Source organism: Methylobacterium sp. P1-11, assembly GCF_008329595.1.
In the GTDB taxonomy this organism is placed as follows: Bacteria; Pseudomonadota; Alphaproteobacteria; order Rhizobiales; family Beijerinckiaceae; genus Methylobacterium.
Genome location: NZ_NPKS01000021.1, coordinates 50946 through 64473, shown reverse-complemented (window position 1 = coordinate 64473; position 13528 = coordinate 50946). Strand labels below are relative to the sequence as shown.

General features: G+C 64.3%; 13 protein-coding genes. 9 read left to right on the top strand and 4 right to left on the bottom strand.

The genetic code is table 11. The annotated features are described in order from the left end of the window. Positions 1-89: 89 nt before the first annotated feature. From CIW48_RS20810 to CIW48_RS20800, 3 genes are read left to right on the top strand one after another with little or no spacing between them, the layout of a single operon-like run. Positions 90-854, top strand: coding sequence for an NAD(P)H-binding protein (locus tag CIW48_RS20810; RefSeq protein WP_149312469.1), 765 nt, complete (start codon positions 90-92; stop codon positions 852-854). Next, entirely contained in the window at positions 851-1279 is a 429-nt protein-coding gene (locus CIW48_RS20805; RefSeq protein WP_246695346.1) for a hypothetical protein, read from the top strand. Before CIW48_RS20810 ends, CIW48_RS20805 begins: the two co-directional genes overlap by 4 nt. Positions 1280-1325: 46 nt before the next feature. After that, a complete protein-coding gene (locus tag CIW48_RS20800) occupies positions 1326-2228 on the top strand; it encodes a sigma-70 family RNA polymerase sigma factor (RefSeq protein WP_149312468.1) in 903 nt (300 codons plus the stop codon). Positions 2229-2544: 316 nt separating this feature from the next. Here CIW48_RS20800 and CIW48_RS20795 read toward each other — a convergent pair whose 3' ends face one another. Beyond that, positions 2545-3297, bottom strand: coding sequence for a glucose 1-dehydrogenase (locus CIW48_RS20795; protein ID WP_149312467.1), 753 nt, complete (start codon positions 3295-3297; stop codon positions 2545-2547). A gap of 215 nt (positions 3298-3512) precedes the next feature. On the opposite strand from CIW48_RS20795, the gene CIW48_RS20790 reads away from it, so the two are divergent. Next, positions 3513-3749 carry a hypothetical protein gene (locus tag CIW48_RS20790; protein ID WP_149312466.1) on the top strand — a complete coding sequence of 79 codons (237 nt, stop codon included), beginning with the start codon at positions 3513-3515 and terminating at the stop codon, positions 3747-3749. An 85-nt stretch (positions 3750-3834) separates the two neighbouring features. Here CIW48_RS20790 and CIW48_RS20785 read toward each other — a convergent pair whose 3' ends face one another. Further along, on the bottom strand, positions 3835-4659 hold the full coding sequence (locus CIW48_RS20785; RefSeq protein WP_246695351.1) for an MBL fold metallo-hydrolase: 825 nt from the start codon (positions 4657-4659) through the stop codon (positions 3835-3837). A 350-nt stretch (positions 4660-5009) separates the two neighbouring features. On the opposite strand from CIW48_RS20785, the gene CIW48_RS20780 reads away from it, so the two are divergent. Further along, positions 5010-6914 (top strand): mechanosensitive ion channel family protein, encoded by a 1905-nt coding sequence (locus tag CIW48_RS20780; protein WP_173009334.1) that lies wholly within the window; start codon positions 5010-5012, stop codon positions 6912-6914. Between the two features lie 281 nt (positions 6915-7195). Here the strand turns inward: CIW48_RS20780 and CIW48_RS20775 are convergent, their stop codons facing one another. After that, positions 7196-8155 (bottom strand): helix-turn-helix domain-containing protein, encoded by a 960-nt coding sequence (locus tag CIW48_RS20775; RefSeq protein WP_149312463.1) that lies wholly within the window; start codon positions 8153-8155, stop codon positions 7196-7198. A gap of 153 nt (positions 8156-8308) precedes the next feature. Here CIW48_RS20775 and CIW48_RS20770 point away from each other — a divergent pair, with 153 nt between their 5' ends. The 4 genes from CIW48_RS20770 (at position 8309) to CIW48_RS20755 (ending at position 11146) form a co-directional block, all read left to right on the top strand. Then, positions 8309-8722: a DUF3817 domain-containing protein gene (locus CIW48_RS20770; protein WP_348645135.1), complete on the top strand. Its 414-nt coding sequence runs from the start codon at positions 8309-8311 to the stop codon at positions 8720-8722. Then, complete coding sequence (locus CIW48_RS20765) at positions 8719-9147, top strand: CopD family protein (RefSeq protein WP_149312462.1); 429 nt, start codon at positions 8719-8721, stop codon at positions 9145-9147. The genes CIW48_RS20770 and CIW48_RS20765 overlap by 4 nt, the downstream gene beginning before the upstream one ends. Positions 9148-9317: 170 nt before the next feature. After that, positions 9318-9968, top strand: a complete 651-nt coding sequence (locus CIW48_RS20760) for a GntR family transcriptional regulator (protein WP_149312461.1) — start codon at positions 9318-9320, stop codon at positions 9966-9968. Then, positions 9965-11146: a M20 aminoacylase family protein gene (locus CIW48_RS20755; RefSeq protein ID WP_149312460.1), complete on the top strand. Its 1182-nt coding sequence runs from the start codon at positions 9965-9967 to the stop codon at positions 11144-11146. The genes CIW48_RS20760 and CIW48_RS20755 overlap by 4 nt, the downstream gene beginning before the upstream one ends. A 490-nt stretch (positions 11147-11636) precedes the next feature. Here the strand turns inward: CIW48_RS20755 and CIW48_RS20750 are convergent, their stop codons facing one another. Next, a complete protein-coding gene (locus CIW48_RS20750) occupies positions 11637-13322 on the bottom strand; it encodes a methyl-accepting chemotaxis protein (protein ID WP_149312459.1) in 1686 nt (561 codons plus the stop codon). Between the last annotated feature and the right edge of the window lie 206 nt (positions 13323-13528).

Genomic DNA, 13528 nt, shown 5'->3' with positions numbered 1-13528 from the left:
CTACTCGCCCGCGGATGTCACGATACCGTTCGCTGTCTCGTCAAAGCATGAGCCGGTCTTGGTCCGGCGCGAGCGAGTGAGAGACAACCATGAAGATCGTCGTCATTGGCGGGACCGGGCTGATCGGCCGCCAAGTCATCACAAATCTGCTCAGGCTCGGCCACGACGCCGTACCCGCTTCGCCCGTCTCCGGTGTGAACACGCTGACTGGCGAGGGGCTCCCGGCGGCGCTGCACGGTGCGCAGGCTGTAATCGACGTTTCCAACTCGCCCTCCTTCGAGGAGGCTGCCGTGCTGGCCTTCTTCCAGACCTCGGGGCGCAACCTCGTCCAGGCTGAAGCAGAGGCTGGTGTTGGTCACCATGTCGCCTTGTCGGTGGTTGGGACTGACCGAGCGCATGCCCCAGCCTACCTACGAGCCAAACTGGCGCAGGAGCAGCTGATCGCGGCCGCGAGCGTCCCCTACACGATCATCCGGGCGACGCAGTTCTTTGAGTTCATGGGCGCCATTGCGGACGCGGGAACGAAGGGCGGTCTCGTCCGCCTCTCTCCGGCAGCGATGCAGCCCATCGCCTCGCGTGACGTCGCGCAGGCGCTTGCAGAAGTCGTACTTGCCAAGCCGGTAAATGGCATCGTCGAGATCGCCGGGCCGGAACGCGCGCCTTTCGCTGAATTCGTCGGCACCTGGCTCGGTCACCGCGACGATCCCCGCCGCATCGTGGTTGATCCAGCGGCGCCCTATTTCGGCATCCCGATTACGGACGCCACGCTGACGCCGGGAGCGAACGCGCGCATTATGCCGACGCGATTTGATGCGTGGCTGACCGCCTCTTCTAGCAATGGACGGAGCGCATGATGCGGGCCTCGTCTTCCTGCCTCGCATTCGCGACCTTCTACGGTCTGGTTCTAGCGGCGAACGGCGTGTTCATGCTCGCCGCGCCTATGGCTTGGTACGAGACGGTGCCCGGCGTGCCCACCACCGGTCCATTCAACCAGCACTTTCTGCGCGACATCGGCCTGATTTTCCTGCTGCTCGGCGGCGCCGTGCTGGTTGGGGTCTTGAGGCCTGCAATGCGGATCGTGCTCTGGGGTGCCGTGACGCTCTGGCTCACCGGCCACGCATTCTTTCATGTCTGGGAGGTACTGGCGGGGATCTGTGCGCCGTCTGCCCTGGCCCGCGACTTTCCAGCCGTGTCGTTGCCAGCAATCATCGCTGCCGCGCTGGTCGTCTGGGCGGAGTGCGGTCTGGCGTCCGCCAAAAAGCGTCCGAGCCTGACATAACAACCTGCGTGCGAGGGATCTCGCGTCGACGCCAAGGAGCGCCGGTATGCTCTCTGGAACCTCAGCTAAATCGGTAGCGCGAGACGATGCGCGCATTGCGGAGTTCGAGGCGCAACGGCCAAGGTTGCTGCGCCTCGGCTATCGCATGCTTGGTTCATTGAGCGAGGCCGAAGATATCGTTCAGGAGGCTTGGCTGCGCTGGTCAGGCGTTCAGGACAGTGTCGCGGCACCCGCCGCCTACCTCACGCGCATCGTGACGCGGCTATCCCTCGACCACATGAAATCGGCACGGGCTCGGCGCGAAACCTATGTCGGTGCTTGGCTTCCCGAACCCTTTATGGGCGCGAGTGAGCCAGACGAGACGGTCAGGGACGACGTGACGATGACGCTGATGCTGGCTCTCGAACGGCTGTCGCCGCTTGAACGGGCGGCTTTCCTCCTGCACGACGTGTTCGAGGTCGCGCTGCCCGAGGTAGCAGCAACGCTCGATCGTGCGCCGGCTGCCGTGCGGCAACTCGCAGTGCGCGCCCGTAAGCACGTCGAGTCTGGGCGCCGGCGATATCGCGTGGACGCGGCCGAGGCCGATCGAATCGCGCGCGCCTTCTTCAACGCCTCGCGCGACGGCGATACGACGGCGCTCGCATCACTGCTCGCCGCCGATGTCGAGCTCCGCTCGGACGGCGGTGGCCGTGTTCTCGCCTATCCCAACGTGATCCGCGGCTTGGATCGACTTCTTCGGCTCTTCGCAGGGCTTTCCGGCAAGGCGTATTTCCAACCCGTCCTTTTGCGCACCGCGATCATCGACGGATTACCCGGTTACGTCAGCGCCGATCGTGGTGGTGTGCTTCAGACCACCGCACTTGAGGTCAGCGACGGACGCATCACCGCGATCTATATGGTGCGCAATCCCGACAAGCTTCGGCACGTAGCCGCAGAGCTCGACAGGTGATTTAAGTGAACGGCACAGGGATACCTTAAGAACGGCGTCCCTTCAAAACCCGGCCATCGAGATTGGTGGAACACCGCAGCCAGAGACTAGCTCGCGGAAGCCGATCTGCGTTCCGTATATCAGTTTGTTGAGGGAGGACCGTGCGTTCGGCCTTACGCGCGACAATCGAGCGGTCCTCTCATCGGCGCAAATCCGAAATCAATCATCCTTTGATTTTATCATGAGCAATCAATCTGCGCCAAATAAATGCAGACCACGACGCTTCTTAGAGTTATAATTTAATGTCGGGCCCATTGTCAGGAGTAGAATTTCGGCATTATAGGATGGAGAAGCCGCCGTCGACACCGAGGACCTGTCCTGTCACCCAACCTGCCTCGGACGATGCGAGGTGCAGGATCCAAGAGGCGACATCGTCCGGCTCACCCCTCCGCTTGAGGGGTATCATCTCTCTTTCCTGTGATTTGATGGCTTCGACTTCCTCCTCGGAAAAGCCCATCCTGACCCGAAGGAATTCCGACTCCACAGGACCGGAAGCAACTGCGTTGACGCGAATACCCTTCGGAGCGAGTTCGAGTGCCCAGCAGCGTGTCGCCTGCTCCAGCGCAGCCTTGCTGGCGGCGTAGTCGGCGAACCCGGCAATCGCTTTGCGGGCAAGGGTGCTGGAGACGTTGACGATCGCGCCCCGGCTTTCCTCCAGATGTCCCATCGCGGCGGATGCGAGAAGAGTCGGGCCGATCACGTTGACAGCATAGACGGCACCGGCACGATCAGGATCTGCGTTCGCGAGCGCCGATGGAGCACCGGCGCCAGCGTTGTTTACCAGCACGTCGACCCGTCCCCACTGCTCGACCGCCCTGCCGATCGTCCGGGCAGCATCGGCTGGTGAGGCGGCATCGGCTACGAAGCCACGGATATTCGGATGGCCGGCTGTGACATCGTCCAACGCCTGCCGCCGTCGTCCCGTGATCAGGACCATTGCGCCTTCCGACGCAAAGCGCTTGGCAGTTGACAGGCCAATGCCGCCACCTCCGCCGGTGACGATCGCGACCTTGCCCGCAAACCTGTTCATATCTCGTCTCCTGTGTCCGGTGCGTGCACTTGTCCGGTTCGAACGCGCACGCTGCTCTCTCGAGTGAACACAAGACGAAGCCCCATCGGCACGTGTGACATGGTGCGAGAAAAAGCGACCAAGAGAGCCAGCGATGTGATACGGAGAGATCGGGCTTATTCCATCAGTGGGTAGCAGCGTCGTCGGTTGGTTTTACTGCGGCCGAGCAAGAACATATGGGGCAGATTCATCGGCCATCCATTTCATTGTTGCAGGTTCCGCAGACAAACATGCATACAGACGGCGCTGATGCGGCCGAAAAAATAGTTGGATTGCTGTATTGCGTGCGCACCAATAGCGCTGGCCCGTTTCGGATCTCTGTTGTTTCAGCGGAGAGTCGTCACATCGAGGCCACCGACATGGTGAGCACTCCAGACAAGCTTCTCCATAAAGCCGTCGAGATCAGTCGCTGAGACACGGACGTGGATCGCTCCCCCTGCTGTACAGGCCGCAGCGGGAGCAACCGAATTTTGCCATCAAAGCCGAATTAGCCCAGTATCAGTAATCCCAAAATACCGGTACCCAGCGGAAAGCGTCACCATCGACGGCCACCCGACCAACGGAAGGAAACGGGAGGTGCGTTGCCACCAACAGCTCGCGGGTCGCCGCTAGCTCCCGCAGCAGGTGGAGCCGGACGCGCGCCGCCTCCTCGGGGTCGTGCTCGAAGCCGTTATGCCACTCGGGATGGTCGAACCCGACCGTGAAGACGGCATCGCCGGCGAAAGTCAGGCGATCGTTCCCGGATGCCACGCGGACGACACTATGACCGGGTGTGTGGCCACCGGTTCGGTGGGCAACCACCCCGGGCGCTATCGTGCTCTCCTCGTCGAATAGCCGCAGCCGCTCTCGGTACTCCGTCACGAAGCGCTTGGCGGTGGTCCGGAGCGCATCTGGGAACCCAGGCGGCATGACGGCGAGTGTGAAGTCGGGTGCCGCCCAGAAATCTACTTCGGCGGCGGCTACATGGATCCGTAGATCCGGCCTCAGGCGGTCTTTCACGCCCTCGACGAGCAAGCCGCCAATGTGATCCATATGCAAGTGGGTAAGCACCACGTCGGTGACAGAACCGGGGGCGATCCCGGCCGCCGCCAGCCGTTTGTTGAGCTGCCCGGCCCGCGGCAGGTTCAGGTCCGGGTCCAGCCCGAGTCCGGCGTCGATGAGGATCGTCTGCTCACCGCTTTGGACCACAACCACGTTCAACGACCAGTCGAAAGCGTCTGACGGAAGAAACATGTCATTAAGCCAAGCTGATCGAACAGCCGGATCAGCGTTGTGTGCCAGCATCTTGGTCGGAAGCGGAAGCACTCCGTCACTGATCACCATCACATCGATTTCGCCAATTCGGAGCGCATAGCGCGACGGAACCGCCTCATCGGGTTCATGGCTATGTCGCGCTTCGTTGTCGGGCCCACTTGATCCTGTCTCAGAGGTTGCCACACTTATCATGCTCAATCCTTCGCACGGCGCGGGTGTCCGGACTTTCCGGGCAATAACTTGCGCGCCATGCGGTCAGGACGAAGTAGTGACCGTGACTGTGACACGGCCACCGATTGAGCGTGTTACTCGGGTCGAGGCTTTTCGGTCGCGCCGGCTAGCCGGTCTGGTGGCGCGACGCGCAAGGTGGTGTAGGAGGGGGCGACGACCCGGCGACGACGGTGTCGCATTCTTCTCGTGTGTGGGTCGCGGTTCATGCGCGCAAATCGCTCTTGATGAGGTTCCGACTTGTCGGGGGCCTGGCGCTCGTCGCTGCTCTGTCGATGGCCCCGACCGCACCCCGCGCCCAGACTCCGCCGCTCGGCTTCGCCGGCCTCACGCTCAGCCGCGCCGTCGACCAGCATCTCGGTACAATTCGCGACCGGTCGAACGACTTGGCAGCGGCCACGGCGACCCTGCCCGCAGCGACTCTTAGGGCGGCCGCGGCGCTCGTCGCCGACGAGACAGCGTCGCCGGCTGGTCTGGTTGCGCGGCTGTTCCTGCTCTGGCTCGGCGGTTGGCTTGCTGAGCGCCTATTCTGGCGCTGGTCTACACCGTGGATGCAGCGGATCGTGGACAGCCCTCTCGCCACGGCACGCCAGAGGCTGGTGGCTCAGGCCCAACGCCTCTTGTTCGCCCAGAGTCTCGTCCTGTGCTTCGCGGCCGGCGCTTGCCTCGCCTACCTCGTCGCAGCCCCTCCGGGTTTGGCAGGCGTCATGGCTCTCGACGCGCTCCTAGCCATCGTCGCCGTGCGCAGCGCACGCGCATTCGGCCGTTTCTTGTTCGCACCCGGCGGTCCGCGACTGCGTCTTGTGGCTCTGCCGACGAACGCGGCGTGGCGCGCGCAGCATGGGGTCACGGTTCTGGCCCTCACCGCAGCGACGGGACTCCTCTGGTCGGCCCTGCTGCGCCTGGGCGGTTCGGGACCGGCCTACGCCGACGCGGTCACCAGCCTGACGCTTTTGCTCTGTGCGCTGTTGGTCCCAGCTGTGGTCGGCGCCGTCGTCGTGTCACTGCGAGGGACCGGGCGACAGTCGCCACGTCCGGTCGCCGTCGCCCTCGGATTTGTTCCGGCCGCCTCATGGCTGCTGGCCCAGGCCGGCCTCCCCGGTGCCGCCTGGGCCGTACTGGTGCTGGGCCTTGCGCCGGCCCTGTCGCTGGCCTTGGGTGACGCGGCACGGACGGTCGCCTTCGGGCCGAACCGTGCCGGTACACTGACGCGCGAGGAGCGCATCGTCGCGCGTGTCGCTCGTAACGTCGCCCTGATCGCGGCCTTACTGCTCCTTGTCGAGGGCCTCCCCGGATCCGACCGGGGGCTGGATCTGCCGATGACCACCGAAGCTGTATCCGCGCTGTTGATCCTACTCGGAACCGACTTGGCTTGGCAGGTTGTCCGCAGCCTGATCGATCGCGGCCTCGCCCATGTGGGAGGCGACCAGCGCGCGGACCGCCTCGCGACCGTGCTGCCCGCTGTGCGCACGGTGGTGTTCGTCGCGCTCTTGGTAACGGCGGCCCTGAGCATAGCATCTGCCTTCGGCCTGCAGATCGGTCCACTTCTCGCGGGCGCGGGCGTGGTCGGCCTCACGATCGGCTTCGGAGCACAGGCGCTCGTCCGGGACATCATCGCGGGCTTCTTCCTGCTGTTCGACGACGCCTTCCGGGTGGGCGAGACCATCGAGAGCGGCAATCTGCAGGGCCAAGTGGAGGCGTTCTCGTTGCGCTCTGTCCGTTTGCGCGACGACAACGGGCACATGCACACGGTCGCGTTCGGCGAGTTGAAGGCGGTGACAAATTTTTCGCGCGACTGGGCGGGTCTGGAGGTTCCAATCTTCGTGCCTCACGGGGTGGCTTACGAAGCTACCGCACGCGTCATAGAGGCGGCCGTCGCCGAGATAGAGGCAGACGAGACGCTGAAGGCCCTGCTGATTTCGTCACCGCGCTTCCTAGGTGCGACAGCCATGTCGGAGTCGTCTGTTCGGTTTGCGGTCTTGGTTCGTACATTGCCCGGCAGCCAAGCCAGGATCAGATCGGAGTTGCTGCGCCGCATCCTGTCGAACGCTGCCACCTCCAGCATCCTGTTGGGCACGAGCCCATCCATTGCTTGATCACGCCGGCGCCGTCACGCGTGATGAGCAGCTGCTGAACACGCGCCTGAGAATGCGTGAGACCCTTAGCGGAAAGAGCATCCGCTTCCTCGCATTCCACTTCCCGAAGCGGACGGGCTGCTTTCGGCGACTTCCAGACCTCCGGTTGGAGCGAACGGAGTGGCCGCTCTTCACCCAATAACTGCGCGTGACGCGGAATATGTTGGAGAACTCGCCGACGGGTGTCTCGCGGCGGCCGATCATCGGCCGAGCAGAAGGACGCTCGACCCAGACGAGGCTGCTTAAGGGCTCCCTGTGGGGGCGTCCTCGTCACGACGGCCTGCGAAGGCTTGGCGGTATCCGGCAGGACTGACGCCGACCGTGCGGCGGAAGCGGGCGCGGAAACTCGCCGGCGCCTCGAAGCCCGTGGCGGCGGCGATGGCCGCCACGCTCTGGCGCGTCGTCTCCAGAAGCTCCTGGGCTCTTCGCACGCGCGCATCGAGCAGCCACTGAATCGGACTCGTGCCCGTCTGCTCCCGGAAGCGGCGGTTGAAGGTCCGGACGCTCATGCCCGACCGCTGCGCGATCTCGGCCACGGTCACGTCAGAGGCTAGGTTCTCGGCCATCCAATCGAGCAGGGGCGCCAGGCTCGTACCCGGACAGGGCCGGTCCTGGCGGATAAATTGCGCCTGGCCGCCTGCGCGGTCGAGCGGCGCGACGGCCAAGCGCGCCGCGTCCGCCGCGACGGCCTGGCCGTGGTCGCAGCGCACCATGTGCAGGCATAGGTCGAGCCCCGCCGATGCGCCGGCCGAGGTCAGCACGGAACCTTCGTCGACGAAGAGGACGTTGGCATCGACGGTGATTTGCGGATAGCGCGCCGCGAGCAGTTGTGCGGCCCGCCAGTGTGTCGTGGCACGCCGGCCATCGAGCAGGCCGGCGGCGGCCAGGACGAAGGCTCCCGTACAGATCGAGGCCACACGTGCGCCCCGCGCCGCCGCGGCTCGAACGACCTCGATTGCCGCGTCCGGTACCGGCAGGCTCGGATCCTCGACGCCGGCTACGATCACGGTGTCGGCGTCAGCGGTGTCGGCCAGCGTCCAGGGCGCCCGGATCGTGAAAGCCGAGGATCGAACCTCAGGCCCCTCACCGCAGACCCGCACGCGGTAGCCGTCCGGCAGGGACAAACGGCCGAACGTCTCGCATGGAATGGTGAGGTCGAAGGCGATGACGCCATGGAGCGCGAGAACCGCGACAGCGTGCATGGCGAGAAACCATCTTAAGCGCGTCTACGGCCAATGCACCGCTGCCGTATCCTTGGCAAGTCGCCCGATGTGCCTTGGCCGGAAAGCAGCGGAGATTGTCCGTCCAGCCACTCCTGCCTCGGTCCGGCGGTGGGCTACGAAGGCCGAGGCATCATGCGCCCGGAGGCATCCTTCATGTTCCGATCCTCCACCCGAATTACCGCCGGCCCGATGGACGTCGAGTCGGCACCGACTTCATCGACGCGGGCCGGCCTCGAACTCCGTCAACTCCGGAGGCTTGAGATTGCCTCGGCGCTGGAAGGGATGACGCTTCTGTTGCTCGTGTGCCTCGCGGTTCCGCTCAAGCATCTCGCCGGCCTGCCGACGATGGTTCGCTGGATGGGCCCGATCCACGGTGTAGCCTTCGCGTTCTATGCGTGGACCGTGGTCGAGACCGTGGCTGGCGGGGGATGGAGCGGACGGGACATGTCACGGCTCGCGCTGGCCGCGCTCGTTCCCTTCGGCGGCTTCGCCAGCCTGGGCTGGCTCCGCCGGCGTGCCGCCGCGCTTCGGCAGACCGGCGCATGAGCGTGCCGGACGGTTACGGCCTTCTGAAAGGTGCACACGTCGCGGCTGCCATGACCTTCGTCGGAGGCTTGCTTGCCACCGCAGTGCTCCTGCCCGCGTCGCGCCGCCTGCCGTTGGCGGCGAGGCCGGTGTCGCATTTGGCTTTGCGCTGGTCACGAAGGGTGACGGCTCCCGCTATGTTGCTGGTCTGGACCTTCGGGCTGGTCCTGGCACTGGAAGGCCGCTGGTTTTCCGACCTATGGCTGCAGATGAAGCTTGCCTTTGTCGTGCTCCTGTCGGCGCTGCACGGGGTGCAGTCGGGTGCCTTGAGGCGGTGGGCCGGGGGGCAGCAGCCTGCTCCTATGGCTGCGACAGCCGGAGCCGCCCCGCTCATCCTCGCTTGCGTGACCGTCGTCGCGTTCCTGGCGGTCACGAAACTCACCTGACCGTCGCCTGCCGCTTGTCCCGGTCCGGCCCTGCTCAGGAGCGTCCAAGCGGGACGGGCGGTTTGCAACTCGGCCGTTCGGAGCCTGCATCCGCCGACATCTCAAATCCGTCTCTCGCTTGCGCTGGCTTTTGGATACACTGTATCCAATCTGGGTTGAGGGAGGAAGATATGCTGGATAGCGCGAGGGTGGCCGACCAGTTACGTCGAGAGATCATGTCCGGTGCATGGCCCAGCGGCGCGCCGCTGCGTCAGGAACACTTGGCTCGAAGCCTTGGAGTCAGCCGCATCCCCGTCCGCGATGCTTTGACGATCCTGCAGGCGGAGGGGCTTGTGGAGATGGTGCCGCACAAGGGGGCTGTCGTCGCGCCGCTATCCCTGACAGCGGTCGAGGAAGCCTTTGCAATGCGGATTGCTCTGGAACCCGTCGCGCTCCGCAGCGCCTTCGATCGGTTGTCGCAGAGCGACTTTGGTGCAGCCGAGGATGCGCTTGAAGAGGAGCAGCGTGCGAGCACTGACTATGATTGGGCCCAGACTAACTGGAGCTTTCATCACAGCTTCTACCGGGCGACGCCCTACCCCTTCCTGCTGTCGACACTCAAGGCGCTGAACCAGACAGCAAGTCGGTACCTCATCATGGGCCGGTCCACGCGGCTGCGCTCGCATGCTTCGGCGGACGAACATCGCGCCCTGCTGGCAGCTTGCCGCGCAGGTCATCTGGCGGAGGCGATCGGGATCCTGGATGCGCACCTACACGCCGCATCGGAAACACTGATAAGCCACCTGCGCTCGACAGCCATCGACAAGAGGAGCCTCGCATGACTGTCCTGAGCCGCATCGTTGGCTTCGCCGACGAGATGGTGCAATGGCGCCGTCATCTGCATGCTCATCCCGAACTCTCCTACCGGGAGACGGATACCTCGCGCTTTGTGGCGGATAAGCTTCGCGCCTTCGGCATCGAGGTCGACACCGGTCTGGCGGGGACCGGTGTGGTTGGCACCTTGAGAGGCGCGCGCACCGGATCTGGAAGGACTGCCTTGCGAGCGGACATGGACGCGTTGGCGATCCAAGAAGAGACCAACTTGCCCTATGCTTCGCGTAGGCCCGGCGTGATGCACGCCTGCGGCCATGACGGCCACACGGCCATCCTGCTCGGTGCCGCGCGCTACCTGGCCGAAACCAGAGACTTCGCCGGAACGGTGCACTTCGTTTTCCAACCGGCGGAGGAGATGGGTGGTGAGGACGGTGGTGCAGCGCGCATGATGCGCGATGGACTGTTCGAGCGATTCCCAGCCGACCGCGTTTTTGGCCTGCACAATTGGCCGGGGATGCCGGTGGGTCGGATGGCCATCAAAGCCGGACCGATGATGGCCTCGGGCGACAGCTTCCTCATCCGCATCATTGGTCGCGGCGGACATGCAGCGCAGCCGCAGAAGACCATCGACCCGGTTCATATTGCGGCGCACGTCCTGCTTGCGCTCCAGGGCATTACGAGCCGGAGCACCGACCCCTTGGACGCCGTGGTGGTGAGTTGCACCCAGGTCCATGGCGGGGATGCCTACAACGTCATCCCGAATGTCGTGGAGATCCGCGGCACTGTGCGCGTCTTTGAACCGACTGTCCGCGAGCGCGTCGAGGCCCGCGTGCGGAGCGTCGCCACGGGGATTTGCACCTCCTTCGAGGCAGGTTGTCAAATCGAGTACAGCCGGGATTACCCCACGCTGGTCAACGAGCCTGGCGCGTGCGCGCAGGCGGCGGCAGCTGCCGTCGCGGTGTTCGGTGAAGAACACGTGAACCACGATCCACCGCAAACCATGATCGTGGAGGACTTCGCGTTCATGCTGCATGACCGCCCCGGCTGCTACGCCTGGATCGGCAATGGTGGCGATGAAGGAGGGCGGCGCCTGCACAGCTCGCGCTACGACTTCAACGACGATGCACTCGTGTATGGCGCCAGCTACTTCGCCAGGATCATCGAGGGCGAAGCCACCTGCTTTTGACAAGCAGCGGGATGTAGCTCTGGGTCCGGTATGGGGCCAATACGAAGCGGCTGTTATGGAGCAGAAGGGCAAAGTCCGGTTATCAGCTTATCCCGACTTTGGTCGGCAGCGGCTCCTACGTACGCATCGGGGCACTTTGAGGCGACCAACCCGGCCATGTCAGATGTCCGCTTCATCGCATTAAACCCCGGAAGCAGACGAGCGGCTTACAGGCAGAATCGGCCGCCGCGTAGGCACCGCGTGAGCGTCTCAGATGGGTGGATTTCCGCCGGTCCGCTCTGAGGCGGCAAAGCAAGGAAGCGGACGTCGTCTCCTGCGCCCATCGCGATGTTCTGCGCAGGCCGGGCACGTTGGCTTTCTAACCACTTAGTGAAATGGAGACCTTCCAGCTTAGCTGGCAGTCTCAGGCGCTCAGCTTCCGTAAGCGGATGTGGTGAAGCGGACAGCATGATTGAAGCCGTGCTCCTGGAGAACACGGCTTCGTTGGGCGTTACGCCGCCCGCACGGTAGCTAGGAAGCGCGCGACCTCAGCACTGAGGTGCTCTGATTGGCGCGACAGCTCCGAGGCCGCGCCGAGGACTTGGCTCGCCGCCGCGCCCGTCTCCTCGGCAGCACCGGCAACGCCCGCGATGTTGCTCGTCACTTCGCCGGTGCCCTGCGCCGCCTGGGAGACATTTCTGACGATCTCCTGAGTGGCCGCACCCTGTTCCTCGACCGCAGCTGCGATCGAAGTCGCAACGCCGCTGATCTCGCGGATCCGCTCGGTAATCCCGGCAATCGACGTGACCGCTTGACCGGTCGAGGCCTGGATCTGAGCGATCTGACCCGAGATCTCACCCGTCGCCTTGGCAGTCTGCTCAGCTAGCGCCTTCACCTCAGAGGCCACGACTGCAAAGCCGCGCCCCGCCGCGCCGGCGCGTGCCGCCTCGATCGTCGCGTTCAGAGCTAGAAGGTTCGTCTGCCCAGCAATCGAAGAGATCATCGTAACGACGTCACCGATGCGCGAGACCGCGGCGCTCAGCTCCTGAACGAGTCCGCCGGTCTGACCGGCCTCAGTAACAGCGGTTTTGGCGAGATCCGCCGAGCCGGCCACCTGCCGACCGATCTCCTGAACGGACGAACCGAGTTCCTCGGCGGCTGCGGCGACCGTGTTGACGTTGGAGGCGGCCTCCTCGGCGGCAGCGGCCACCGTGGTCGACTGGCTGGCGGTCTCGGTGGCCGTGGCGGTCATAGTCTGAGCGGTGGCCTGCAGCTCGGTCGCCGAGGACGAGACCATGCCGATGATGCCGCCGACAGCGGCCTCGAAGCCGTCAGCCATCTGCCGCATGCCGGCCTTGCGCTGCTCCTCTGCGGCCAAACGGGCCTGGGCAGTCTCTGCTTCGAGCTGCCGAGTGCGGATCAGGTTGTCCTTGAACACCTGCACGGCGGCCGCCATCGCGCCGAGTTCGTCGCGTCGGTCTGCTCCGGGAACCGTGATCGTGGTATCGCCGGCCGCGAGCGCGCCCATCGTGGCCGTCATGCGGGTGATCGGGTGCGAGACGCGCAGAAGGCTGAACAGCATCGCTCCGAGCGCAAGGATAAGCGCGATAACCATAGCGACGTAGGTCACGCGCGATGTGTCTTCGACGTTGGACACGGTCGTGTCCGCCTCGTCTTGAGCACCCTTTCGATTGAGGGTCACAGCTTGTGTGATGATCTGAGACAGGCCTGAGTAGAGCTTCACGATCTCAGGCTGCGTGATCTCGGTCAGCGCCTCCGGCTGGCGGCCTGCATCCATCAGCTCGACCGCACGCTTGCCGATGGCTCCGAACTGGGTCCAGTCTTGCACGAAGCGCTCGTAGAGCGCGCGCTCCTCTGCCGATGAAATGAGTGCCTCATAGCGTTTGCGGGCCTGTTCAGTGGCCTCGATCCCAGACAGGTATTGCTTACGATGCTCGGCCAATTGTTGAGTGTCACGCGTCGCGGCGACGAGCCGGTACTGGCGAACGCGAGCTTTATCGACGGCTGAGTTCAACTCGCCGAGGGTCTGAACCGAGGGCAGCCAGTTGCCTGCGACCTCCATCGCGCTGTGCCGGATCGCGCTAAGCTTAATCAGCGTGAGGGCACTTTCGCCGGCTGTGATGACGGCCAGCAAAGCAAAAAGCCCGGCAAGCGCGGCCTTGATTGAGATACGCATCGTTGGTCCGGCGGATAGTGGAATGCTACGAGGTGCCCGATCGCATACCATCCATCTGGGGTTACCACCTGCCTAAGGGGCTACGATTATCGCGCAACTGTGAATTGTGTTTACAGCAAAAGGGGTCAGCTCAGCTTAGGAGCCGGAGGTAGTGCCATATTGTAGATCATAGTTGCTCGCCCTCGAAGAAGCACAGGAGCACGCTC

Excerpts from the sequence above, each read along its gene's own strand:
- CIW48_RS20805 (WP_246695346.1), top strand. The coding sequence starts at position 851 with ATGATGCGGGCCTCGTCTTCCTGCCTCGCATTCGCGACCTTCTACGGT.
- CIW48_RS20765 (WP_149312462.1), top strand. The coding sequence starts at position 8,719 with ATGAGCGTGCCGGACGGTTACGGCCTTCTGAAAGGTGCACACGTCGCG.
- CIW48_RS20755 (WP_149312460.1), top strand. The coding sequence starts at position 9,965 with ATGACTGTCCTGAGCCGCATCGTTGGCTTCGCCGACGAGATGGTGCAA.
- CIW48_RS20810 (WP_149312469.1), top strand. The coding sequence starts at position 90 with ATGAAGATCGTCGTCATTGGCGGGACCGGGCTGATCGGCCGCCAAGTC.
- CIW48_RS20790 (WP_149312466.1), top strand. The coding sequence starts at position 3,513 with ATGGGGCAGATTCATCGGCCATCCATTTCATTGTTGCAGGTTCCGCAG.
- CIW48_RS20785 (WP_246695351.1), bottom strand. The coding sequence starts at position 4,659 with ATGGTGATCAGTGACGGAGTGCTTCCGCTTCCGACCAAGATGCTGGCA.
- CIW48_RS20770 (WP_348645135.1), top strand. The coding sequence starts at position 8,309 with ATGCGCCCGGAGGCATCCTTCATGTTCCGATCCTCCACCCGAATTACC.
- CIW48_RS20795 (WP_149312467.1), bottom strand. The coding sequence starts at position 3,297 with ATGAACAGGTTTGCGGGCAAGGTCGCGATCGTCACCGGCGGAGGTGGC.
- CIW48_RS20775 (WP_149312463.1), bottom strand. The coding sequence starts at position 8,155 with ATGCACGCTGTCGCGGTTCTCGCGCTCCATGGCGTCATCGCCTTCGAC.
- CIW48_RS20760 (WP_149312461.1), top strand. The coding sequence starts at position 9,318 with ATGCTGGATAGCGCGAGGGTGGCCGACCAGTTACGTCGAGAGATCATG.
- CIW48_RS20750 (WP_149312459.1), bottom strand. The coding sequence starts at position 13,322 with ATGCGTATCTCAATCAAGGCCGCGCTTGCCGGGCTTTTTGCTTTGCTG.
- CIW48_RS20800 (WP_149312468.1), top strand. The coding sequence starts at position 1,326 with ATGCTCTCTGGAACCTCAGCTAAATCGGTAGCGCGAGACGATGCGCGC.